Source organism: Acinetobacter sp. NIPH1876, from assembly GCF_022808535.1.
GTDB lineage: Bacteria > Pseudomonadota > Gammaproteobacteria > Pseudomonadales > Moraxellaceae > Acinetobacter > Acinetobacter higginsii.
The window spans coordinates 77,958-103,845 of sequence record NZ_JALGBR010000007.1; the positions used below are offsets into that span (position 1 = coordinate 77,958).

Consider the following 25,888-nt stretch of genomic DNA (forward strand, 5'->3'; position numbering starts at 1 on the left):
ATCTTAAACCTTAAAGTTTGAATCCGCGGTGAACAGCAACGATACCACCAGTTAAGTTGTGGTAATCACAGCTTTGGAAGCCCGCATTTTCCATCATACCTTTGAGGGTACGTTGGTCTGGATGCATACGAATTGATTCAGCAAGATATTTATAGCTTTCAGAATCATTGGCAACTAATTTGCCCATAATTGGTAATGCGGTGAATGAATAAAGATCGTAGAGCTTTGAAAATGGTTCAAATACAGGTTTGGAGAATTCGAGAATGAGTAAACGACCACCTGGCTTCAAGACACGGTACATGGCTTGGAGTGCCGCATCTTTATCGGTCACATTACGTAAACCAAAACTGATGGTCAATAGGTCAAAGCTGTTGTCTGCAAATGGTTCGAGGGTTTCAGCATTGGCCAGTACGAAATCAACATTGGTACAGCCTGCATCAATAAGACGATCACGCCCCACATTCAACATGGATTCATTAATATCTGAAAGAACCACATGACCTTGAGGACCGACTTCACGGCTAAATACTTTCGCTAAATCGCCTGTACCCCCTGCGATATCCAGCACGTGTTGACCACGACGAACACCTGACATATTAATGGCAAAACGTTTCCAAATACGATGGATACCAAATGACATCAGGTCATTCATGATGTCGTATTTGCTAGCAACCGAGTGGAACACTTCTGCAACTTTTTGTGCTTTATCATCACTATTTACGGTTTGATAGCCAAAGTGTGTGGTTGCACCGACATTGCCAGTATTGGCACCACGCGGTAAGTTATATTTTGGGATTGAAGCTGTTGAGGTCTGTACTGCACCTTGTTGGATAGGCTGCTGCTGACCTTGAGGTGTGCCTTGTGGAAGGGGCGTGTTTAAGAAAGGGCTGACTTTGTCTGAACTTGGGTTTTGCTCAACTTCTGGGGTGGGCTGTTGGTTTTCGTTAGACATAGTTTTCTCCTAAACTTTCGCTCTAGCGGCACGAATCAGCAAGCATGATGACAGATTTTGTATTTTTTTACAGGCTTTCACATGTAATTGTTATGAATAATATACAGAAAGTCACTTTCTCAAAAGTGTTTTTAATCGCGTTGTTGATTTGAATAAATAGCGTGCTCTGAGCTACTTGAGAATAGCTCAGAGAGTGAGACATGTATTAATTGCGGAATGGATTCGGGTGTCCTGCATGAACGCGATCAATGATCTCACGCTCTTTTTCAGTAAAGGTTTGAATAAAGACAGCAGCTGATTTCATTGGTTTCATTGCATCGAAACCTTCTTGGATAAACTCGTACATGCCGTCGAATTTATATTTATGTGCCAAGCCTTTACACATTTTAAAGGTCGCATACATCATGGTTGAACGCATATATTTATCGAGTGTTACACCCAACTCATCGAGTAAACGTAATTGTTCATAGCGTACTTCACCTTGATCAAGTTTAACCAACGTATCGCGCATGATCTCATCGGTAAGTGGCGTATCGGCAGGATAGTCGGCTAATAACTGCTGTGCAACTTGTTCATCTAATTGAGTCGCTAACACAGCCAGACTAACGGATTTGGTTCCTGTCTTAATCCCATTTTCAGGGACAAACTTTTCGACTTTATGTGCGAATTTTAATAAACGTTCGATTTGTTGTGCCAAAGCATCGAAATCGGGTCCACCATAGAGGCGTTTGAGGAAGTATTGTGCCATCAATTGGTTTTTAGGGCGAGCAAAAAATTCTTGGTGAGTATGCGCAATACGCTCTTTCATCCAGGTTTGAACTTCATGTAAACGTTGTTCAAGCACAGCATCATTATGATAATTAAAAGCTTTGTATTGGAGTAATAGATCATCAAAGGCAGAGAGTTTTGACATATATAAACTTAATTAAAATAAAACAGTAAAATCATAGGCTGCATCATAACGGAGAACCATGACAGCATAAACTCTAAATGTTTAATAATTGGTCACTATAACAGTACACCTAAATGAATCTACAGAAACTGTACAAGGGTTTTTCTGGGATCAACCTAGTTTTGGCTATACTCATTTTTAATATTAATAATTAGCCGCTTAGAGCAATATATGAGTAAACAACAGCCAGTATTTGAATTGCGTGATGAAGATGAACTTTCTTTAGAATTGATTGAAGCACAATACGCCTTAAAAAATAGCCGTGATAAGAAAAATGCCAAAAGTGTACTGGTTTTAGTGAGTGGAATTGAGCTTGCTGGTAAAGGTGAGGCGGTTAAACAATTACGAGAATGGTTAGATCCTCGTTATTTACGTGTGAAAGCGGATGCTCCTCAGCTCTTGTCAAATAATCAAACCTTCTGGCAGTCTTATACCCGTTTTATTCCTGCGGAAGGGCAAATCGTGGTGATGTTTGGTAACTGGTATAGCGACCTTTTAACTACCGCGATGCATGTGTCCAACCCTTTGGATGAAAATTTATTTGATGCTTACATTGAGCAAATGCGGGCATTTGAACATGATCTGCAAAATAACCACGTTCATATCGTCAAAGTCTGGTTTGATTTATCTTGGAAATCGCTACAAAAGCGTTTGGATCAGATAGACGCTTCTGAGCAGCGTTGGCATAAATTGCATGGTTTGGATTGGCGTAACAAAAAGCAGTACGACACCTTACAAGGTTTGAGTCAGCGCTTTACCGATGATTGGTATATTGTCGATGGTGAAGATGAAAAACACCGTGATCAATGTTTTGCTCAGTATTTACTACAGACTTTGCAAGAGCTGCCTGAGCATCAAACCAAAGTCACGCAGAAATGGCAGCAAGCTGCGATACCCAAAGCCTTACTTGAACCTGAAAAAGCCAGTTTAGAAAAAGAAGACTATAAAGACGAATTAAGTAAGCTCACCAAAAAAGTGGCAGATAAGTTACGTTATGACGAGCGTAAAGTGGTGATCGCCTTTGAAGGGATGGATGCGGCGGGTAAAGGCGGCGCGATTAAGCGCATCGTGAAAAAACTCGACCCTAGAGAATATGAAATTCATACTATTGCAGCCCCTGAGCGTTATGAGTTACGCCGTCCATATTTGTGGCGGTTTTGGAGCAAATTGAATGATGGTGGCAAGATCACCATTTTTGACCGTACTTGGTATGGTCGGGTATTGGTTGAGCGGATTGAAGGTTTCGCTTCTACAGTTGAGTGGCAACGTGCTTATAACGAAATTAACCGCTTTGAAGAAAACTTAGTAGATAGCCAAACCGTGATTGTGAAAATCTGGTTGGCAATTAGTAAAGATGAGCAAGCGCTACGTTTTAAAGCACGCGAACAAACACCGCATAAGCGTTTTAAAATTACTGAAGAAGATTGGCGTAACCGTGACAAATGGGATGATTATCTTAATGCCGCAGCAGATATGTTTAAACGAACCAATACGGATTATGCACCGTGGTATGTGATTGCAACCGATGATAAGTATTCAGCGCGAATTGAAGTATTAAAAGCAATTCTAAAACAACTCAAGGCGGATTAATCTGCCTTGAGTTGTGCTGCATTTAAATTAATGGTTATTTGCCAATTGTAGCGCTGTACGCCGTTGTTGGCGGAAAACAATTAAGGTGGCAATGAAGCTGGTGATTGCGGCAAACATCAGCCAGAAGGCGGGCATACTTTTATTGCCTGATGTTTGTACCAAGAAAGTGGCAATCATTGGGGTCAGCCCACCAAAAATAGAGGTGGCGAAGCTATAAGCCACCGAGAATCCTGCAATTCGCACTGAACTTGGCATCATTTCGGCCAGCGAAACTACCAAAGCACCATTATAGAAGCTATAGAGCAGTGAGAACCACAATAACACCATCAACATATGGGATAGGCTAATGGTATGGGTCAGCCATGTGAGCAGTGGATAAGCACTGATAAAAATCAATACAGTCGTGGCGATCAATAACGGTTTACGTCCAAATTTATCCGAGAGATGCCCACCAATCGGTAACAAAATAAAGTTGCTCAGCCCGACCATAATGGTGGCAATTAAACTTTCGCTACGGCTTAAATTTAGAACCTCTTTGCCATAGGTTGGGGTATAGACGGTAATGAAGTAAAACATGGTGGTGGTGGTGGCAACCATACACACACCAGCCAATACAATTTTCCAGTTTGCTGCTAAGGTGCTCAGAATCTGTCGTGTGGTTGGATGTTCTTTGCGTGAGGCAAAGGCTTCTGTTTCAGCCAGTGATTTACGCAACCAGAAAATAAAGGGAATGATGGCACAGCCGATAAAAAATGGAATCCGCCATGCCCAAGCATCAACTTGAGCTTTGGTAAACACTACACTGACGATATAACCCAATACGGCTGCAAAAATGACGGCAACTTGCTGACTGGCCGATTGCCAACTGGTAATAAAACCACGGTTATGTGGCTCTGCAATTTCAGCTAAATAAACAGATACACCGCCCAGCTCAACTCCTGCGGAAAAGCCTTGGGCCAAACGACCCACGAAAATCAGCACGGTTGCGGCAAATCCAATACTGGCATAACTAGGCGTGAAGGCAATAATTAATGAACCGAAGGCCATAATGCTCAGGGTTACCATCAGACCACGACGACGACCGATGCGATCGACATAAGGCCCAAGTACCAAGGCACCGATTGGCCGCATCAGAAAACTGACAGCAAATACGAGGAAGGTTTTCATCAGTGCGGCATAGCTGCTGTCTGAATGGAAAAAGGTTTCACCTATGGCTTGTGCATAGAGTCCGAACAGAAAGAAGTCGTATTGTTCAAGGAAGTTCCCGCTGGTCACGTTAAAAATTGAACGGACCCGAGAAGGAGATTGGCTAGTTTGCACAACGACGCTCCATCATCTATTTATCATCGAGATGTGGAGATTAAAAATACAATCTTGATTGAAACTTAAAAAATTAAGTGAATATTAACGTATTTGTGTGGTTTTTTTATTGATCTGTTACATCACTGTAAACACCAACATCTTACAGTGATGTGCAGAGGTGGTCTAAATTGTATCAAGCCACAATGGTACTACAACTTTTTTGCTGAATACGTTTGGCAAGGTTATAGCAATCTTGCACATGTGCTTCGGTGATTTTACGCATCATGAAATAGCCTAAACTAGCTGCAACAAGTTGCCCGCCTAAAGGAATAAATTTAGTCACTTGTTTAGTGGCGATTTTGGTAAAAAAACCATTAAATGATTTTTTCATGGCAGTACGTGCCACCACAAAACCTGAAAACTCAAAACCACGTTTACGTAGTTCATCCCAGTGAACTTTTTTAGTTTCAGGATCATAAACACTGATATGTTCAGGTGCTAAGCCAAAACGTGCATTAATATCTGGAATGATTTGTGTCAGCATGCCTAAATCGACCACAACATCAAAAAATGGAATCGGTACAATCGCTGCACCCGCTGACCAATAGGCACGCTTCTTGGCGAGCTCCAAACATTCATCACGAATCTGTTCCAAGTTCAAACTTGGGTCAATTGCATCAGGAATTTTTTCAATTTTCATAAAGTTATACCTAAAGTCTATCCCTTGATAGTACATTCAATCGTATTGAGTGGTGAAATTCAAAACAATTTTTTTATTGGATTGTGTGTTTAGCGTGACATAGTGATCTGAAGTTGTATAGTGATGATGATAGACATTTTGGTAGAGCAAAATGGTGATTTATTGATGGGGTTATATTAACGCATGGGTATTCATGTTATTCAAAGTCAACGCCTTGACGTGTTATTGCAAGGTGTGATGGCATCAATCACTCAGCCGAGTAATTCACCCTTTCAGGTGTTTAAAACCCAGCATTTTATTGTCCCAAGTCCCGCACAAGAACAATGGCTGACGCAAAAAATTGCGGAACAACAAGGCATGACCGCCAACTATCAATTTCACCAACGCATTCGTGGTTTTCAGTGGTATGCCTATCAACAGGTATTGGAGAATAAAGAACAGGTTCGGAAAGCCAATATTCCACGTTTGATTTTAAAGTGGCGTATTCATCAAGCTTTACAGCCTTTTATTCAACCCGAACAGAATACTATTGCGAATGAGCACCCTTTATATTCAATTGTGCAACGGATTTATGCCAGCGCCGATCAACTGCAACAAGGCACTGAAAAACAACTTAAAAAACAAAGTATGTTGTATTGGGTGGCGGAGCAGGTTTCACAACTGTTTAACAACTACATGATTTATCGCGGTCATTGTCAACGCGGCTGCCAAAGCAATTGTACCTGTGCGGGGAATTGGCTGGCGACTTGGGGACAGAACAAAGCCTTAAATATCGAACAATTGATTGCGCAAACAGATCAACAAACTTCAGCCTTTAGCTTACAACAAACCGAACAATTAGAAGCTTGGCAGCGTTGGTTGTGGCAAAACTACTTTCATGATGATTTTGTTGAAATACAAAGCATTGATGCTGATTTCTGGCAGCTGCTAGACAATCAGCAGACACGATCACGAGCTTTGGCACAACTGCCGAGTCAGGTGGTTGTATTTACAATTCTGGATTTACCACCGAGTCAGCTGCAATTTTTACGTCGTTTGGGGCAGTATCTGGATGTGGTGATTCTGCACTATAACCCATCGCAGGAATATTGGGCCGACAGTGTTGATCCTCTTTGGAAAAAGCGTTATGACCTCGGCGTGAAAGAGCGTTATATCGCCAAACATCCCCATGCCAGTGATGCAGAAATTGCCGCATTTTTTGACAGTTTTAGTTTAGGTTTTAATGCTTTAAATCGAGAATCTCGGCATCCCTTACTGACTCGTCTGGGTAAACAAGCGCGTGACCACTTTTCGCTGTTGTCACAACTGGCAACAGGAGAGGAGGGGAAATGGGTTGATGCCTTTGTAGAGCAGTTTCCTGAAACGCTACTGGGTAAGATTCAGTCTGATATTTTCTATTTAGCTGAACCTCAGGCTCAGCAATATGAACTTGCGCCTGAGGACGAGTCAATTCAGATTCATGTTTGTCACTCCAGTGTGCGACAGCTCGAAGTCTTAAAAGAGCAGTTGCTGCATTGGCTGTCTCAAGCAGATACGACACCGCGTCGCCCAAGTGATGTGCTGGTTTTGACCCCGAATCTAGCCGAGCTTGAGCCTTTAATTCGCAGTGTCTTTCCAGCGGTTGCAAATGAACATCAAGTATTTTTACCCGTTAAAATTGCAGGGGTGGCGCAGTTAGATGCCTTAAATGCTTGGCGTGCAGTGCTTGGACGTTTGCAATTGACCCAAGGGCGTTTTAGTCAGGATGACTTTGCTGATTGGTTAAATTTAGCTGCGACCCAACAACGTTATGGGTTGGATTACACACAGGTACAGCGGATTTTAGCGTTATTGGGTGAGGCTGGTTTTAAGCGAGGGTTGGATGCTGAACATTTAAAACAGAGTCTCAGTGCTGATGACCAAGACTACCGCTATAGTTTTAAATTTGCCCTCGATCGTTTGGCGCTTGGGATTGCCGTGCCAGCCCATGTGATGGTGCAAGACATCTTAAGTTATGCGCTGGTGCAACCCAGCGATTTTGAACTGATTGGGATTTTGATTCAGATTTATCACGAGTTATCGGCACGGCGAGACTGGTTGGTGGCACATGAGCAAGGACAGCGTTTGCCTGTTGAGGTCTGGTTGCAACGGATCAAACAGGATGTACAAGAGTTTGAACAAGCCGATGTGGTGGCTTTAAAAGCAATCCGTGAAATTATTCAGAAGCAAGAGCGGATGCTGACTTTGGCCAGCTATTATGAGGATGCCGAAACCCAATTACGTCAAATTTCCTTGCCTTTGCCTTATATTGTTGAAGAAATTCAACGCACTTTAGAAAGCCAGTCCGCACAAGTTGAACCGACAGGACAAATTACTTTTAGTCAGATTGGACAGATTCGTCCGATTCCTTATCGGCTGATTGTGTTGTTGAACTTGGATACTGGCAAATTTCCAAATCGGGACAGTCATATTCCGTTTGATTTGATGGATGCACTGCGTCAGCAATTGGGTGATCGCTCTCGTTTGGAAGATGATCAAGGGGCATTTTTGGATGCCATCCTATTGGCACAAGAACAGGTTTGGCTGTTTTATAATGGCTTTGATCTCAATGATGGCGAAGTCAGAGAGCCCTCCAGTGTGTTGCAGGGCTTCCGTGATCATTTGGCTTTGATTGTCAAACCAGTGCCCTCTAAATCTCTCCCTGACGGAGAGACTTCATTTGAAGACAGTCTTCCTTTATCCGAAGCGGACTTGGCTGGATTGGAGGCATTACAAATCCCAGCACAGCTTTATCCACTGTACCATTTACATCGGTTACAGCCTTTTGATCCACTCGGCTTTGTTTCGAATCGGCCTGTGCGCTTCCAAGATCAATGGTTTAAGGTCGCCTCACAGATTCAGCAGGTGAAAGGTGAGCGGCAAGCATGGGTCAATACCGCCTATCCTGTTGAACAGAATGAAATGATCATTTTGGAGAGCCAGCAATGGATTCAGGATGTTACTTTCCCTGCGCGATTGTATTTAAAAACCTTAGGTGTGGAAAATTTAACCGCACAAGGATTGGTCGATCAATCTGAACCGTTATTACTTGATGGTTTGGGTAAATATGCCATTCGGTATTTTTTACAGCAGCAGGATGAGTCGATATCACCGAGTATTTTGCAAGATCAGTTGCCCGTTGGCAAAGTTCAGCACAGTGCTTGGCAGCAAAGTCGCTTAGAGCAGCAACGTTTGTTGGAGCGCTTGCAGCAATATGCCCCAGCACCGACTGAAACCACGCAACGGGTTTGGCGCGTCTCGAAACAATTACAAATCGCGTGTGTGACCCCGAAACAGCTGAGCCAAGATTGGGTCAGTTTGGATGCTTCCAGTGCACGTGCCAAGCGCTTTGCCAAAGTCTGGCTGGAATATCTGCTTTGGCTGGCGCTAATCAAGAGTGATGCAGCCACAGCGAAGCGCCGAATTGTGGTGTTTAGCGATCAGACCGTGATTTGTGAAGGCCTAAGTTCACAACAGGCACAGCATTATTTAAATGCATGGTTACAGCTTTGGCACGATGCACAGCAGCAGCCTGTGGTCTTGCCTGCAGCCTTAGTGTTAAAGCCTTTAGAAAAGGGCAAGCAATATGAGTGGATTGAGCTGGATGCAACTCAGATTTTAACTGAAGACAGTCAAAAGCAAGTATTAAAGGACTGGAATGATACGGGGGATTTCTCGGGTTTTGATATGACTCAGAATGAAGCCTGTAAATTGCACCGCGATTGGCAGTTCATTTTGCAAGAGCAAGATGCAACCGCTTTATTGCAATATGCCTGTGATCATTATTCCTATGCGTTGTATCAACCGATTTTTGAATTTTTACGGGTGGAGTAAGACATGAGCACGCAGAAACCAGTGTCTTATCAGCCGATTGGCGATATTCAATTTGAGGGCTTACATCTGATTGAAGCCTCAGCGGGGACAGGTAAAACCTATACGCTATCCAGTTTGATGGTACGGATTTTTTTAGAAAAATATCTGCCCAATCAGGTGATTGCCACCACCTTTACTCGTGCTGCAGCCGCAGAACTTAAAACGCGTATCCGTCTACGTCTGGTTGAAATCCTTGAGTTTTTAGAACCTTTTCGTGAGGTATTGGAACAAGATATTCAGGCCAAGGCATTACAAGAGTCTGATCCATTAAAACAACAGGTCTTACAAAACTTTGCACCGCGGATTGCCTATGCCTGTGAACGGCTCAAATTGGTCATCGATCAATTGGATGAATTGTTTGTTGGAACCTTGGATAGTTTTAGCCAAAAGCTATTGCGTGAGTTTGCCTTTGAAAGTGGCAAAATTGAACGCGCAGAAATTACTGAGGATGCCAAAAGTTATACCCGTCAATTGATTCATGATGTGTTGCGTGAGTGGATTCAGACCCAACCCCAGCAAGTGATCAATGCGCTGTATAGTGTGGGGGGGCTGAAAAGTGTCGATCATTTTGTCGGGATGGTGGAAAGTTCGCTGAATTTTAGTTCGGCACAATTTAAGCTCCCTGCCATGCCTGAGATTGACTTAGCTCAGTTGCAGCAGTGGCAACAGCACGCACAGCAGATTGACCTGAGCAGCTTGGCTGAATACTTCCAGTTAGAGGGTGCCTATTATGGGCATATTAATGGCGCTTCTTTCCGCAACAACGCCTTTCATAAACTGTTTACAGAATCCTTGCCACCATTATTAACTGCACTCAACAGCCCAGAGAATATACAGATCTTTGATGACTATTTTGCCGATGCGCGTGATGCGGTATTTAAGTTTTTAGACAAACTCGAAGGGCAAAAAATTTTTAAGAAATGTCCTGCGGAAATTGTCGAGGGCTTCTATCAACATCCATGTGTGTTGCAATTGCAAAAGCTGTTTCAAGCTGTACAGCAGACTCAGCAAGAATTTGAGCAGTTACAGGTCTATTTAAAAGCCTATTTGTGTGTTGAAGTCAAAAAGCGCTTGCCGCAAGTGTTGCAGCAAAAAGGGGAGACTACTTTCGCCCAGCAAATCAAGACCTTGTCTGAAGCCTTAAAAGGCGAGCAAGGACAACGATTTGCGGTGTTTGTACAAGCACGCTATCCCTTGATTCTAGTGGATGAATTTCAGGATACCAACCAAGACCAAGATGATATGTTGGCCAGTATCTGGCGCCATCCTCAGCGTTATCAAAAAGGCTGCATGATTATGGTCGGCGACCGTAAGCAGGCGATTTATGGTTTCCGTGGTGGAGATATGCTGACTTTCCTGAATGCCTATCAGGATATTATGGCCAAACAGGGGCGTGAGTATAAGTTGATTCATAACCATCGTTCAGTCAAAGAGCTGGTGGAAGTGGTGGATCTCCTGTTTCAGCGCCAGATGGATTTTGGTGAGCAGGTCAGCTATGACCCGATTCAAGCGGGCTCACGTCCACATCCTGCTCTTATTGAAAATACTCAACTCAATCCTATGCCTTTGCGCTGGCTGCAATTGCAAGAGGGCAATGAGCAGGCCACACAGGTGGCGTGGCAGATTCAGCACTTACTCAACCAGTCTTATTTACAGCAATTGTACCTAGAGGGTGATGTCCCGACTGCGATTGATGAAGATGATATTGCCATTCTTTCGCGTAGTCATCGTCAACTGGATGAGGTGCAATATGTGCTGGAACGCATGGGGATTCGGGTTAACCGACCTTCGAAACGCAGTGTGTTTGATTCAGCCATTGCACAGGATGTGGGGGCCTTGTTGACGGCGTTGCTTCATCCTTATGATGAAGCCAAGCTCAAACGGGCTTTACTCAGCCGTTTATTTGGCTTTGATCTCGCTCGATTACTGGCCTTAGAGCAAAGTGCAGAAGGCTTGAGTGATTATATTCAGCAGTTTGATGATATTCGTGAAATGTGGCTGAATCAGGGCTTTTTATCGGCATGGCAGCGTTGCCTAAATCAGTTTGGTCTTTGGCAGCAATTGGTTGCCACACAAAGTAAAGACAATGAACGTGCCGTGGTCAATTTACGCCATCTCACAGATCTCTTGAGCCAGCACAGTGAACATGTTCAAGGGATGCAAAACCTGTATCACTGGTATTTAAAACAATTAAATTCGCCAAGTGACCGCGATTGGGAGCTTGAACACAAGCTGTCGAGTGAAGCGGGTGTGCAACTGATGACGATTCATCAGTCCAAAGGCTTGGAGTTTAAAATCGTGTTTTTACTGGGGGCGAATAAGGCCTTTGCTGAAGCGCAGAAAACACTGAATTTTTCTACCACTGAAATCCAGTTGCCTGAGACGGGTCAAATACGGACGCAACGGGTGGTGGCCGTGGCGGATAAAAATTTTTTACTGCAAACTGAGCTGGATCAACATCAGCAACGCGCTTTAGCGGAACAAAACCGGTTGTGGTATGTGGCGCTGACACGTGCCAGCCATCGGGTCTATGCGGTGTTTGAACCAGAAAAAGGCGATAAAAATAAGTTTTCAGGCTTGGCTTTTTGGAAGAATCAAGGCGATCACTTTCAACATCCTTATAGCGTCGATGCTGCGCTGATTTTAGAGCGACCACAAGCCTTACAGATGCAACAAACCCAACAACAGCGTGTGCTGTTGGCCCAAACACTACCGACACAACGTTTTTATGCACGAGGGAAAACCAGCTTTAGTTATTTGGCACAGCATTTAAAGCATAAGGCGACTCGCACTGATCGATTGGCCAATATCGATACCGATTTTGAGCAAGCAGAAGATGAACTGAATCTTGCAGAATTGGAAGATAAAGCCACGGCTCAGCCAATTGCTTGGATTAAACAGTATTTCCCGAAAGGGACTTTGGCGGGCAATTTCTTGCACGAGATTTTTGAGCAGATTGATTTTCAGCAACCCCACATGTGGGTGGAAGAAATTCGCCGTCGTTTTAAAAATACCTATCAAGGTTTATGGTTAGAGCTGTTACAGCAGTATCAATTACATTTTTCAGAACAAGAGAATGCTGAGCAGCAACTGTATCAATGGATTGCTGATTGGCTTGGTGAAGTATTACATACGCCACTCAATCAGGACTTTCAGTTAAATCAATTAGCAGCAGGACAATACTTGTCTGAATGTCCATTCTATCTGGCTTTATCTGATCGAGTGCTGGCGATGCAGCGGGTACAGCAGCTATTTGAGGAATACGGCATCGAAATGCCTGAGTTACTTGAAGCTAAATCTGCCCGTTACTTGAATGGCTCAATTGACTTGGTCTACTTCGATGGTCAGCGTTACCATATCGCCGATTATAAGAGTAATTATCTGGGGGCAGCGCAACTGGATTATCAGGCTACTCAAATTGCAGAAAGTATGTCGCTGTCGAGTTATTGGTTACAAGCGGCGTTATATCTGGTGGCATTACATCGTTATCTATCGGTGAAATTGCAGGATTATGAGATGCAGCAGCATTTGGGTGGTGCATCTTATCTGTATTTACGCGGCATGAATGGGCAGGCGCAGCAAGGCTGTTTCTACTGGAAGCCTGAGGATGAGTTTATCTTGCGTTTGGATGCAATACTTGGATATTTTTCTGAGGATAAAGCTGGAAAAATGGTGTAGATAAAGTGCGTGATTTTAAATTAAACAAAAGCTTAGCTTGTGAATAACTCTGTTTATAACCTTGTGGACAAGCGTGTGGGTAAGTTTGAGGATAACTCTGTGGACAAACAAGTTGATGATCAGTCAGCACAAATGACATGGTTAAATATGTGGAGTGACTATCTCTCACAAGCACCATTTTCTCAATCTACTCAATCAGTTAACGCTGCACAGGTACTACAACAACTGGTTGAAGCCAGTTTACAAGGCGACAGTTGTATTGAGGCTGATCCAGCACAGATTGAAGCACTGGCTGATTTAGCAGTTTCTAGTGAAATTGCAGTGACGCAAGTCGCGCCGTGTGTCTATGATCAGCAGGGCTTGGCATTATACCGATATTGGCATCTAGAGCAACGCCTCGCACAGCAGATTTGTCGATTAAAGCGACAAACGATTCAGGTTGTTGATACCGAACATTATCAAGACTTACTCAGCGATGAACACCAGCAGGCTGCACTGAAAATGGTGTTGCAACAAGGTCTGAGCATTATTACCGGCGGGCCAGGGACAGGTAAAACCTATACTTTGGCACGTATTATTGCAGCCCTCAACCAGACCATTCCCGATATTCGTATTGCCATGGCAGCGCCTACAGGCAAGGCTGCACAACGTATGCAGGAAGCATTACAGAACTCATTTAATGATCCAAAATTATTAGCATCAGGTCTCATCACTGATGAGTTGCGTAATCAAACCACACAGACCTTGCACCGTTTACTGGGCATGGGCAATCGACAAATACCACGCTTTCATCTCAAACAACCTCTACCCTATGATGTGATTGTGGTGGATGAAGCCTCAATGCTGGATTTGAATTTGGCAACCCTGTTATTCGAGGCAGTCCCAGATCAATGCCGACTTATTTTGCTTGGTGATGCCAATCAATTGGCTTCTGTTGATGTCGGCTCGGTTTTGGCTGATTTACAGCAAGTACAGGCATTGGCTGAAAATCGAGTCCAGCTACAGACCAGCCGTCGTTTCTCTGGTGAAGCCAAGATTGGACAATTCGCACGATTTATTCAGGCACAGCAACATCTAAGCGACCCCGATTTAGTCTTATCAAAACTAGAGACGGAAATTGTTCAGGCTGCACCTTTACAAGCCATTTGCTTGAATAAAGATATGCCTGACCTGATCCAGCTGGAATATCTACCCGAGCAGCAGGAGGTGGATATTGAACCTTATCAACATCAGTTAATGGCTGGATTTCAGGGCTATGTGGATGCTTTGAACGCTTATATCAATGCAGATGAACCTGCCGAACAGATTCAGAACGTGATTCAAGCCTTTGATGATTATCGAATCTTGACTGCAGTTCGACATGGGCCACTGGGGATTGAACAACTGAATCGTTATGCCGGACATTGGCTCAATCAGCAACTCAAACAAATCGCTGTTGGAGACTGGTATATCGGGCGTCCTGTAATGATGAGCTATAATGACTATCAGCTTGGAATTTCCAATGGTGATATCGGAATCTGTTTTAAACATCGCACCCAGTCACAGCAATTTGAAGTCTTTTTCCCGAGCTTAAATAAGTGGATTGCAGCACATCGACTGCCACGCAGTATGCAAACCGCCTTTGCTTTAACTATTCATAAATCACAAGGCTCGGAATTTACCCATACCGCGATTGTTTTAGATGCGCATGCCGAGAAGCTGTTGAGTCAGGAATTGATCTATACCGCAGTCACCCGTGCTAAAAAAGTGGTGAGTATTTTGGCTGATTCAAAGGCTTTGCAGCAGGCATTGACGATACGGACTGTTCGGCGTAGTGGTTTAGTGCAAAAGATCAATTTGAACAGATTGTGAACTTATTCTTTAGAATTCACTATTTTGTAAGTAAAAGCTTACAAGGATTCGAGATATTGTCGCTAGAGCAAGCGCAAGGTTTTTGAGATTATGTACACACAAAGAGCCTAGCATGGAAAGCTAGGTAAATCGCAAAAATATAATAATAACGTCGTATGACAGCGAACTTACAGTGAAGTAAGTGATAAAAGAGGAAACTTACAGCCGCTAAGCCTTGTAGTTTTGGGAGAGACTACAGGGCTTTTTTATTTTCATGTCAAAATTCACTATAAAATCAAGATAATCCATATACTATTTAGGGTTTTTGAGCATAGGTGAATATTCACGCTTTAAAAATCTGCATTGGTTTTACTTCAATTGCGTCTTCAAATAAAAGGAAGAAATATAAATCTTCTTGTCTGACAATTTTTTGTTATTATTAAGTTAAATGTTATACAGACTTGTACGTTTTTTCTTACACAGAGATAAGAGAAATGCTATTTTTCTCCATAATTGATTCTGACAGAATAGTCGGTATAGAGAAAGCGAATATGTGTTAAAAACAATAAAGAAAAGGATGGGTGATGAGCATTCAGAGGGTTTGAATGGTGTAAGAAAAAAGAATAAAAAACAACAAAAAAGAATAATGATAAATCTAAGCGCAAAAGCCCAAGTTTAACTTGGGCTTTTTTATGCGCGGCGTTTTGGTTGTGGATGCTTAAACTAGGTCGGCTTCAGTACGATCGGTTGCAAATAGGGAGCGACGTTGATTTTTTGGAATCTTTGGGCAGTTGGTTGAGATTTGATAAAGTGTTTTTGCCAAGGCTGGTAAGTGGGTACCTACCACAGATTTGCCTGTGGTTAAGAGCGATACACTGATATCCCGTTCAGGGTCAGCCCAACACAGAATATTCGAGAAGCCAATATGACCAAAAGCCTGTCCTGTCATTGGACCAAATAGACCCACAGGGTTGCTGCCAAGCATTGGACCCAGCGCATAGCGCATTGGAGCTAATAAGGTACGATCTAAGCTAACACCAGAGGTTGGCAGGGTGGAGCGGAATACAGTTTGAGCACTCATAATTTGTTTGCCCTGATATTCTCCGCCACTTAATAGCATTTCAAAAAAACGTCCTGCTTGTTCAGCACTGGTATAGATGTTCCCCGCAGGGCAAATGGTGTCCATGAAACGGGTATCATTGGTGACATCGACTGCAAGCTGTAGACCGCCACCGAGTACATGATTGAGATAATGATCTGTACCTAAACTTGGATGGATACCTGTCGCATAGTTCAAGGCAACATCAGCGCGATATTCAGGTTTTAAACCATAATTGAAATAATCCAAGCCCATTGGTTTTTCAATATTTTCAGCCAAAAACTCTCGAACGCTTTGACCTGTTACACGTTGAACGATTTCACCCAGAATATAACCTGCGGTAACAGCATGGTAGGCAAGATGAGTCCCTGAAGGAGAAACGGGTTTGGCGGCACAGAGCAGTTTTAAAATATCATCTTGGTTAAACAGAAGTTCTGGTGTGACTTCAGTGTCGATACGTGGAATACCACCACGATGGGAGAGTAGATGGAAAATCGTGGCACGACGTTTACCATTCACGCCATATTCCGGAATGTAATAACTAATCGGATCAAGTAAATTTAGCTCACCACGTTCATCCAACATATGAATCAACATCGCCGTGACCATTTTGGATGCAGAGAACAGGCAGACTGGTGTATCTGGGCTGCCGATTTTGGCATTGGTTGCTAAGCCATCTGGGGAGTTGCCTTGCGCATAGCCGATGCTACGATTTAAAAGAATTTTCCCCTGACGACGTAAACATAAAGTAATGAGTGGATAATTGCCTGTTTTATATAGACCTTCAACACTGTTCCATATCTTTTGAATCTGTCTCTCAGTCATACCACCCGATTCGGCTGAGACTTCTTCTTTACTGCGAATCACTTGATTTAAGTCATGTGGTACATAACAGGTATTGGTTGATAAAATTTTCACGATTCCCTCGCAATATTTTCGTTTTCTTTCTTCTCTGTCATAAATTGAAAACAGAACAAGGGTAGTGTGCCTATTTTGTTCAATGCTGTCAGCTGCCGAATTGCCGGCAGATATAAAACAATTTTGCAATATAGCGATAGATCACTTAAAATGGGCGCCTTGCTGTAGTGATGCACGGCAGTCGGTTGGTTTCAACTGATCATTATCATTTTATTTTTGTAAGCATCTCGGAGAAATCGAATGGCTTTAACTAACACTGATCGCGCAGAGATCATCGCTAAATTTGCTCGTGCTGAAAACGACACTGGTTCACCTGAAGTACAAGTTGCTTTATTGACTGCTCAAATCAATGATTTGCAAGGTCACTTTAAAGAACACAAACACGACCATCACAGCCGTCGTGGTTTGATCCGTATGGTTAACCAACGTCGTAAATTACTTGACTACTTAAACGGTAAAGATCACGGTCGTTATGTTGCTTTGATCGGCGCATTAGGTTTACGTCGTTAATTCGATTTTACTTTGTTTTCGCTATTTCGCATGTTGCTATGCTTTATTGCTGAAAAGAGAGTTTCATCTAATTTATCTTAGATGACTTTAGAAGGGGCGCTTGTTCGCTCCTTCTTTGTGTTTAAATTTATTTAAAATTTTGATCTAGTGCGATGGCTTCTAAGCTTTGTCATTTATCTACACAGCAGTTGTAGTCTGAATGCCAAACCTTAGGGGTCTCACTAGAATAAAACTAGGAAAATATAATACATGTCAATGTTTAATATCGTTCGTAAAGAATTCCAATTTGGTCAACACCAAGTTGTTTTAGAAACGGGTCGTGTTGCACGTCAAGCAAATACAGTTTTAGTTACCATGGGTGGCGTGACTGTTCTCGTTGCGGTTGTGGCTCAGCCTAAAGCAAAAGCGGGTCAAGATTTTTTCCCGTTAACTGTTAACTATCAAGAAAAACAATATGCAGCTGGTCGTATCCCTGGTGGTTACGGTAAGCGCGAAGGCCGTGCGTCTGAAGCTGAAACTTTAATTTCACGTCTGATTGACCGTCCAATCCGTCCATTGTTCCCAGAAGGTTATTTCAACGAAATCCAAGTGACAGCGACTGTTGTTTCTTCGGATAAGACGATGGATGCAGATATCGCTGCAATGTTGGGTACTTCAGCTGCATTATCGATTGCAGGTACACCATTCCGTGGTCCGATTGGTGGTGCGCGTGTTGGTTTAATCAATGGCGAATACGTACTTAACCCGAACTTTGAACAACTTGCACAATCTGATCTTGACCTTGTGGTTGCGGGTACAGAATCTGCTGTGCTTATGGTTGAATCTGAAGCGAAAGAACTTTCAGAAGATCAAATGTTGGGTGCAGTTCTTTTCGGTCATGACGAAATGCAAATTGCGATTCAAGCAATTAAAGAGTTTGCAGCAGCAGCAGGTGCAGTTGAATCAACTTGGGTTGCGCCAAGCAAAAACGAAGCACTTCTTGAGCAATTAAAAACTGCTTTTGAAGCGAAAATTTCTGAAGCATATACGATTGCAGTAAAGCAAGATCGTTATGCAGCACTTGATGCGCTTTATGCAGAAGCAGTTGCACAGTTTGTTCCTGAAAATGACGAAACTGGTATTGCGGATGAAGTAAACGAATTATTTGAAGATCTTAAATACCGTACTGTACGTGACAACATCTTGTCTGGTAAGCCGCGTATCGATGGTCGTGATACCAAGACTGTTCGTGGTATTGACGTTCAGGTTGGTGTACTAGGTCGTGCGCACGGTTCTGCATTATTCACACGCGGTGAAACTCAAGCGTTAGTTACAACGACTTTGGGTAATACACGTGATGCGTTGATGGTTGATACGCTTTCTGGTACCAAAACTGACAACTTTATGTTGCACTACAACTTCCCAGCATATTCTGTAGGTGAAACGGGTCGTGAATCAGGTCCTAAACGTCGTGAAATCGGTCATGGTCGTTTAGCACGTCGTGGTGTTCAAGCTGTTCTTCCTGCGGCTGACCGCTTCCCGTACGTGATTCGTATCGTATCTGATATTACTGAATCTAATGGTTCATCTTCTATGGCTTCTGTATGTGGTGCTTCATTGTCACTTATGGATGCTGGTGTACCATTGAAAGCACCAGTTGCGGGTATCGCAATGGGCTTGGTTAAAGAAGGTGAGCGTTTCGCAGTTCTTTCTGACATCTTAGGTGATGAAGATCACTTGGGCGATATGGACTTTAAAGTTGCGGGTTCTGCCAACGGTATTACTGCACTTCAAATGGACATCAAGATCGAAGGGATCACTGAAGAGATCATGGAAGTGGCATTAAACCAAGCATTTGCTGGTCGTATGCACATCCTGAATGAAATGAACAAAGTCATTTCACGTGCACGTTCAGAAATCAACGCACATGCGCCGACGTTTGAAGTGATCAACATCAACCCTGATAAGATCCGTGACGTGATTGGTAAAGGTGGTGCAACCATCCGTGCGATTACGGAAGAAACTAAAGCGGCGATTGATATCGAAGATAACGGTACTGTACGCGTGTTTGGTGAAACTAAAGCGGCTGCGAAAGCTGCGATTGCGAAAATCCAAGCGCTTACTGCAGAAGTTGAACCAGGTACAATCTATGCGGGTAAAGTTATTCGTATCGTTGAATTTGGTGCATTCGTCAATATCATGCCAGGGACTGACGGTTTGCTTCACATTTCACAAATCTCAAATGAGCGTATTGCGAATGTGACTGACGTATTAAAAGAAGGTCAGGACGTTAAAGTACAAGTTGCTGATGTCGACAACCGTGGTCGTATCAAGTTGACAATGAAAGACATTGAACAAGCTTAATGCTAGCAAGCATTTTGCTTAAAAAAAGCGCATTGTTTTAACAATGCGCTTTTTTATTAAGTGAATGATTGTTAAGAACATAAAAAACAAAAACTATAAACATAAAATTTCTTGATATTAGACATTAGTCTAATGCTTTAATTGTGTGCCTCACAATTAACGTAGAATTCCCCAAATTTCCGTGCCTGCCTGCGTTTATGTGGTTTTAGATAGACAGTCGGAAGTCTATTTGTTCATCTCAATATGAAGGAATATCGCACATGCTTGTCGATCATGTCGCCACAGGTCAAGATGACCAACAGCCTCCCAAGAAACCAAAGTTTTATCAGATTCTCTATGTGCAAGTGATCTTCGCGATTGTCGCGGGGATATTGTTAGGTCATTTCTTCCCAGAATTGGGTGAAAGCTTGAAGCCACTCGGCGAAGCCTTCATTAAATTAGTTAAAATGATTATTGCTCCTGTAATTTTCCTGACTGTTGTGACAGGGATTGCAGGCATGAAAAACCTCGGCAGTGTAGGTCGGGTGACCGCGAAGGCCATGATCTACTTCCTGACATTTTCAACCTTGGCCTTGATCGTAGGATTGATTGTCGGGAATGTGATTGAGCCAGGTCACGGTTTGAATATTGATCCAAGTAGCTTGCACAGTACCAAAGTTGATGAATATGCTGCCAAAGCACATGAGTCGACCATTACCGGCTTCTTGATGAACATTATTCCAGATACATTGGTCAGTCCATTTGTATCCGGTCAAATTCTTCAAGTCCTGTTTGTCGCGGTATTGTTTGGTTTGGCGTTGGCAAAATCAGGTGATTTAGGTCGTCCAGTCACAGATTTTCTACAGCAGCTCACTACGCCAGTATTTACCTTAGTCGGTATGTTGATGAAGTTTGCGCCGATTGGTGCATTCGGTGCCATGGCCTTTACCATTGGTGCTTATGGGATCAGTTCAATCGGTAATTTGATGTTATTGATTGCGACCTTCTACATTACCGCTTTGCTGTTCGTGATTATTATTTTGGGCGCAGTGGCTCGCTATAATGGTTTCTCGATTATTGATCTGATTCGTTATATTAAAGACGAACTTTGGTTGGTACTCGGAACAAGCTCATCAGAAGCAGCATTACCGTCATTGATGGCAAAAATGGAAAAAGCGGGCTGTGAAAAGTCGGTGGTTGGTCTGGTGATTCCAACGGGTTATTCATTTAACCTTGATGGTACCAATATTTACATGACATTGGCGGCATTGTTCATCGCCCAAGCCTGTAATATTGAATTAACCCTCACGCAACAAATCACGATTCTATTGGTCGCGATGCTGAGCTCTAAAGGTGCAGCAGGCATCACAGGTGCAGGCTTTATTACTCTGGCTGCGACACTGTCGGTTGTTCCTGCAATTCCAGTCGCAGGTATGGCATTGATTCTGGGTATCGACCGCTTTATGTCAGAATGCCGTGCATTAACCAACTTGGTGGGTAATGCTTGTGCCACAATCGTGGTGGCAAAATGGGATAATGCGTTGGACAAAGAGCAACTTGACCAAGCCCTTAAATATGGTGTGGTTGAAAAGAAAGAAGTGTAATCTTCCTGAGATTCGGAAAAGCCTCCATGCTGTGCATGTGAGGCTTTTTTATTGGATGTCGTTTCAGTCCTGTAATAGCCGTAGCTTTTTATCTGGCTTCGTGGCAGCATTTCTATCGCCATTCTAATCTCTATTGTCCTATGCAACTTTATTATTTTTATCGTCATAACAGTGAAAATACGATTTTTATCAGTGCGGAACAACAAACAGAACATACGCTTGAATTTTTATGGGTGGATAGTCTTAGACAAGATCTGGTGAATCATACAGAGGCTTGGCAGAAGAATATTTATGAGCATACAGAATTGGTACTGAATGAATTCCATTTGCGGGATTTACTGAATATCGAGCATCCTTGTGCATTTGATACGGTGGAGCAATATGACCTGTTGGTATTCCGCAAACTGATTAGCCCAGATGACCAGATTTTGGCAAATGAGAGTGCTTTAGAATCGCATGAAAGTGTTTTTGGTTTGGCGACCACACCCATGAGTTTTATCTTAACCCCCACGGTTTTGGTGAGTGTGAGAGAGCAGGGCAATCAGGCGGTAGAGAGCTATATTCAGCGTATTCAGACCATTATGGGACGACCGAGTACCGAGCAGAATAAACCACGTAAGTTAGCCAGCACCCCCGCAGATTTATGCCTACGCTTATTGAATAGCATGATTGATGGTTATTTGAATTTACGCACGCCGTTAACGCGTCGGGTTGAATATTGGCAACAACAACTTTTACAGGGCAATCGTCGTTTTAAGCAATGGCATCAATTGTTCCATGAAGATATGGCCTTTCAGCAAATCGAAAATCTCTGCGAGGAGCAGATCGAAACGCTGCAGGAATTTAGAGATGAACTGGTCGATAATTATCATCATGTGGTCGGTGAACATAAGCACAAAGCGCAAGATATTCTGTTGGTACGTCTGAACGATTTGATGAGTCATGTGGAGCGGGTGCAAAAGCATACTTTGCGCTTAAGAAATGCCATTCAATCGGCCATCGATTTGCATTTCTCTGCTATTGCCAATCAAACCAATGAAAACATGCGCATCTTGGCGATTATTACCGCCATCTTTGCACCACTGACTTTATTGACTGGGGTCTATGGTATGAACTTTGAGTTTATCCCTGGGCTGAAGTCACCTGTTGGCTTCTGGATCATGCTGGGTGTGATGCTGATGAGCACAGTATTTTTACTGTATTATTTTTATCGACAGCATTTGGTTGGACGCGGTGAGCGCAGTGTGATTGATTTACTGGCACAGCAGCATCGGCAGCGTAATTTTAATCTGTTGTGGTTTTTGGATTATGAACCGATTAAGCAAACGCTGAAAGAAGTGGAGAAAATGACCAAGCTGAAATAGGATGGGCTTGGTCATTTACAGGATGGCTTAATGAAAATGCTTGAGCTGTTTACGCAGCTGTTGCACTTCATCGATTAAATCCAGCATCACCGCTACGGCTGATAAGCTTGCATCGAAGTCACGTTGTAAACGGTAAGCACGTCTAGCCCGACTGACATCTTCACCAATAAACTGATAGCTTTGCGGTTCCACAGAAATCTGCAAAATATCGTAATCAATCAGTTTTAACACCCAGTCGGTACTTTGACCGCATGCCTCAGCGAAGTGCTCAAGATCAAGTGCCAATTGTTCATCAATGATTTCAACTTGGCTATGACCGTCATATTGAATTTCTTTGTATTGAATGGTTGTCATGATCTTACTCCTTATGAGGCGCGAGGTCGGAATGAAGCAAAGGCATCGGCAAATTGTTGGTAGGCCTGTTGCTCTTGCTCATTGTGCACTGGCGGTAAAACAATATTAATAATCAGGTATAAATGTCCCGCAGTTTTGTTTGGAATGCCTTTGTCTTTTAAACGCAGTTGTTGCCCATTCTTGGCATTTTTTGGTAAGTTAACTTTGAGCTGCCCAGCAGGGGTACTGAGCTCGATGCTTTGCCCTATACCAGCTTCCCAAGGACTGACATCAATGGTTTGATACACATCGGCACCTTCGACACGAATTCTATCCGTGTCTTTGTATTGGATTTCAATGTATAGGTCACCATTTTCGCCGCCATTAATACCACTCTGACCTTGACCATTTAAGCGAATTTGTTGACCTTCCTTCATTCCTTTTGGAATTTTAACCTCTAAGGTTTTACGTTGTACCTCAGGTTCACCATAAACGTTATAAGTCGGAATCTGTAGGGTAATTTGTTGGGTTGAACCGTGATAGGCAATATCTAAATCAACTTGAATGCTGGCGTGCTGATCTTCACCACGATAGCTACGTTGTTGACGCTGAGAGCGTTGCTGCCCTCCACCAAAGCCAGAACCAAAACGGCCAAATAAGTCCTCAAATCCACTAAAGTCAGTACCATCGCCTGAACTTTGGCGATAGAATTGTGAACCGTCAAAACCACTTTGATTGCCTTGTCCAAAATTAGAGAAACCTTGTGGATGATCCAGCATCTGGTCATATTCAGCTTTTTTGGTACTGTCACTCAACGTGTCATAGGCGACATTGATCGCCTGCATTTTGGCTTCAGCATCGGCTTCTTTGCTAATGTCAGGATGATATTTACGTGCCAATTTTCGATAGGCTTTTTTGATTTCATCTGCTGAGGCGTCTCTTGAAACACCTAGCTCTTCATAATAATTTTTTGCCATGATCTATAATAAATATAATGATGTGTTTGTTTTATTATGAAACGAATCCAAGAGATTTCAATGGATTCGATTGTATAAGACTTGTTCTGTTTGGCTAAAAATGTACATCGTTAAGGTTTTTAATGTGGACTTGATGTCAATTTTATATAAAGGTATCGACCAGTCCATAAAGGGCAATCAAGATCAGTAGAACACCACATAATCCCAGAATCTTCGGATAGATGCTGCTTTGAGATAGGCTACGAAAGAACAGATACACCAAAGACAGGGTTAGGAAATCCAAGACAATCCACGTCACAGTCAGTAGGCTTAAACTGAAATTGATATTCGATGAGATGTTAATAAACTGCGGGAAAAAAGCCGAAAAGAAAATAATATCTTTCGGATTGGAAATTCCCACGAGAAAGCCTTTTTTAAAGCCGCCACTTTGTGCTGACACAGTTTGGATGGCAGTTGGATGTGGTGCCTGAAGCACTTCTTTAATAATGCTATAACCCAGATAGGCAATATAAAGGCAACCTAATATGCGAATGGCTTTTAGGTAGTTTTCATCAATGGTGAGAAAACCCTTGAGAATGAGTACGGAAATAAAAATCAGGATTAAAGAGGCGAGGTTGGTTCCAAAAATTGTCTCTAGTGCTTTTTTATAGCCACCCTTAAGGCCAGCACTGGCGACCAAAATCATCACAGGACCAGGCGTGGCAATCAGTACAACCACACTGATGATAAACAGCAAGTATTCGAAGTAATTCATAAGTCAAATTTTAGGTCTATGTTATTGGGAGATTTGAAAATTGTTTTAGCGCATAGACCTTAATACAAAATAAAAAAAGACGGAAGTCCGTCTTTTTTTATTTTTTAACATTTAGTCAATTAACTTAAATGTTCACCGAACAAACCTAAAGCTTCTTCTGCTGTAAATTCATAACGTGTATTACAGAACTGACAATCCATTTGGATTGGGTTTTGCGCTTCCAGTGTTTCATGGACTGCAGTAACACCAATTTGGATCAAGGCATTGGCACAACGTTCTTTGGAACAAGTACAACCAAATTTTAACTGTTCGACCTCAGGCAAACGCACTTCCTCTTCGTTATACAAGCGATAGAGAATTTCATTTGCTGATAGATCAGTCAGCTCTTCCGGCTTAAGGGTTTCAGTGAGCATGGTCAAACGTGGCCATAGATCTTCATCAACCAACTTTTGCTCTTCTTCATCATTACGAGGAAGTAATTGAATCAATAGACCACCCGAACGTTGGTTATTGGTTGCCAATACAATGTGGGTTGGGATCTGTGCAGACAAATCGTAATACTGTGTCAAACAACCTGCCAAGGTCGGTTGATCAAGTGGAACGATCCCTTGATAGCGTTCGCCGTGTTCAGGTTCAATGTTGATGAACAGCACTGGATTGGTTAAAGCCGCAAGCACAGTACGACTGTCGCTACCTTCAACGAAACGAGGATCTTCTTCGTAATCCGCCAATGCGCGAACTTCACCTAAATGGTTGCACTCAGCCATGGCCCATTTAAATGTTCCATTTGCTTGGATCTGTAAGCTAATACGACCACGAATCTTGAGTGTACTGGCAAGTAAGGCTGTTGCACTGAGCATTTCACCTAACAGGCTTTGTACCGCAGGCATATATTCACGTTGCGCCAAAATCGTTTGAAGCGCTTCTTCTAAATGCACTACTTCACCGCGAACAGGGCAGTCTTCGATAAAAAAGCGTTGGCGTAAATCAGACATATTTTTCTCCAGTACCCCCTAAGGGGAAAACAAAGCAACGCTTTGCCTTGTAAAGCACTTCAGGCTTTATAAAAAGGTGCATGGTTATGCAGTCAATAATGGTGTCAGTTTGCCAAA

Annotated in this window: 17 protein-coding genes; 8 read left to right on the forward strand and 9 right to left on the reverse strand. The window is 42.8% G+C overall.

The genetic code is table 11. The features are described from left to right. Positions 1–10: 10 nt before the first annotated feature. Together ubiE and MN869_RS08735 are read right to left on the reverse strand one after the other, a co-directional pair. The gene (ubiE, locus tag MN869_RS08730) at positions 11–952 is read right to left on the reverse strand and encodes a bifunctional demethylmenaquinone methyltransferase/2-methoxy-6-polyprenyl-1,4-benzoquinol methylase UbiE (RefSeq protein WP_243307199.1); all 942 of its coding nucleotides are present in this window, start codon (positions 950–952) and stop codon (positions 11–13) included. A 205-nt stretch (positions 953–1,157) separates the two neighbouring features. Further along, positions 1,158–1,865 (reverse strand): hypothetical protein, encoded by a 708-nt coding sequence (locus MN869_RS08735; protein WP_243307206.1) that lies wholly within the window; start codon positions 1,863–1,865, stop codon positions 1,158–1,160. 210 nt (positions 1,866–2,075) lie between these two features. Here MN869_RS08735 and MN869_RS08740 point away from each other — a divergent pair, with 210 nt between their 5' ends. Continuing rightward, positions 2,076–3,494 (forward strand): phosphate--AMP phosphotransferase, encoded by a 1,419-nt coding sequence (locus MN869_RS08740; RefSeq protein WP_243307208.1) that lies wholly within the window; start codon positions 2,076–2,078, stop codon positions 3,492–3,494. Positions 3,495–3,521: 27 nt separating this feature from the next. On the opposite strand, the gene MN869_RS08745 is transcribed toward MN869_RS08740, so the two are convergent. Beyond that, entirely contained in the window at positions 3,522–4,814 is a 1,293-nt protein-coding gene (locus MN869_RS08745) for an MFS transporter (RefSeq protein ID WP_243307210.1), read from the reverse strand. A 175-nt stretch (positions 4,815–4,989) separates the two neighbouring features. Beyond that, positions 4,990–5,496, reverse strand: coding sequence for a hypothetical protein (locus MN869_RS08750; protein ID WP_243307212.1), 507 nt, complete (start codon positions 5,494–5,496; stop codon positions 4,990–4,992). A gap of 183 nt (positions 5,497–5,679) precedes the next feature. Here MN869_RS08750 and MN869_RS08755 point away from each other — a divergent pair, with 183 nt between their 5' ends. The 3 genes from MN869_RS08755 (at position 5,680) to recD (ending at position 14,916) form a co-directional block, all read left to right on the forward strand. Then, complete coding sequence (locus tag MN869_RS08755) at positions 5,680–9,348, forward strand: exodeoxyribonuclease V subunit gamma (protein WP_243307214.1); 3,669 nt, start codon at positions 5,680–5,682, stop codon at positions 9,346–9,348. A gap of 3 nt (positions 9,349–9,351) precedes the next feature. Next, positions 9,352–13,065, forward strand: a complete 3,714-nt coding sequence (locus tag MN869_RS08760) for a UvrD-helicase domain-containing protein (RefSeq protein WP_243307216.1) — start codon at positions 9,352–9,354, stop codon at positions 13,063–13,065. Between the two features lie 99 nt (positions 13,066–13,164). Then, positions 13,165–14,916: an exodeoxyribonuclease V subunit alpha gene (gene recD / locus MN869_RS08765; RefSeq protein ID WP_243307248.1), complete on the forward strand. Its 1,752-nt coding sequence runs from the start codon at positions 13,165–13,167 to the stop codon at positions 14,914–14,916. A 697-nt stretch (positions 14,917–15,613) separates the two neighbouring features. Here the strand turns inward: recD and MN869_RS08770 are convergent. Beyond that, positions 15,614–16,912 (reverse strand): serine hydrolase domain-containing protein, encoded by a 1,299-nt coding sequence (locus MN869_RS08770; protein ID WP_241304834.1) that lies wholly within the window; start codon positions 16,910–16,912, stop codon positions 15,614–15,616. Positions 16,913–17,152: 240 nt separating this feature from the next. On the opposite strand from MN869_RS08770, the gene rpsO reads away from it, so the two are divergent. From rpsO to MN869_RS08790, 4 genes are all read left to right on the forward strand, one after another. Continuing rightward, a complete protein-coding gene (gene rpsO, locus MN869_RS08775) occupies positions 17,153–17,422 on the forward strand; it encodes a 30S ribosomal protein S15 (protein ID WP_004656162.1) in 270 nt (89 codons plus the stop codon). Positions 17,423–17,677: 255 nt separating this feature from the next. Then, positions 17,678–19,765 (forward strand): polyribonucleotide nucleotidyltransferase, encoded by a 2,088-nt coding sequence (pnp, locus tag MN869_RS08780; protein ID WP_171061149.1) that lies wholly within the window; start codon positions 17,678–17,680, stop codon positions 19,763–19,765. A gap of 260 nt (positions 19,766–20,025) precedes the next feature. Next, a complete protein-coding gene (locus tag MN869_RS08785) occupies positions 20,026–21,348 on the forward strand; it encodes a dicarboxylate/amino acid:cation symporter (RefSeq protein ID WP_004802372.1) in 1,323 nt (440 codons plus the stop codon). 140 nt (positions 21,349–21,488) lie between these two features. Next, the gene (locus MN869_RS08790) at positions 21,489–22,712 is read left to right on the forward strand and encodes a magnesium transporter CorA family protein (RefSeq protein ID WP_004802374.1); all 1,224 of its coding nucleotides are present in this window, start codon (positions 21,489–21,491) and stop codon (positions 22,710–22,712) included. Between the two features lie 27 nt (positions 22,713–22,739). On the opposite strand, the gene MN869_RS08795 is transcribed toward MN869_RS08790, so the two are convergent. The 4 genes from MN869_RS08795 to hslO all read right to left on the reverse strand — a co-directional run bounded on the left by MN869_RS08795 (position 22,740) and on the right by hslO (position 25,771). Beyond that, positions 22,740–23,066, reverse strand: a complete 327-nt coding sequence (locus tag MN869_RS08795; protein ID WP_004802375.1) for a chaperone modulator CbpM — start codon at positions 23,064–23,066, stop codon at positions 22,740–22,742. Between the two features lie 11 nt (positions 23,067–23,077). Next, positions 23,078–24,022, reverse strand: a complete 945-nt coding sequence (locus tag MN869_RS08800) for a DnaJ C-terminal domain-containing protein (protein ID WP_241304835.1) — start codon at positions 24,020–24,022, stop codon at positions 23,078–23,080. A gap of 142 nt (positions 24,023–24,164) precedes the next feature. Next, on the reverse strand, positions 24,165–24,776 hold the full coding sequence (locus MN869_RS08805; protein ID WP_241272356.1) for a LysE family translocator: 612 nt from the start codon (positions 24,774–24,776) through the stop codon (positions 24,165–24,167). A 119-nt stretch (positions 24,777–24,895) separates the two neighbouring features. Next, complete coding sequence (gene hslO, locus MN869_RS08810; protein ID WP_005200437.1) at positions 24,896–25,771, reverse strand: Hsp33 family molecular chaperone HslO; 876 nt, start codon at positions 25,769–25,771, stop codon at positions 24,896–24,898. Positions 25,772–25,888: the final 117 nt, after the last annotated feature.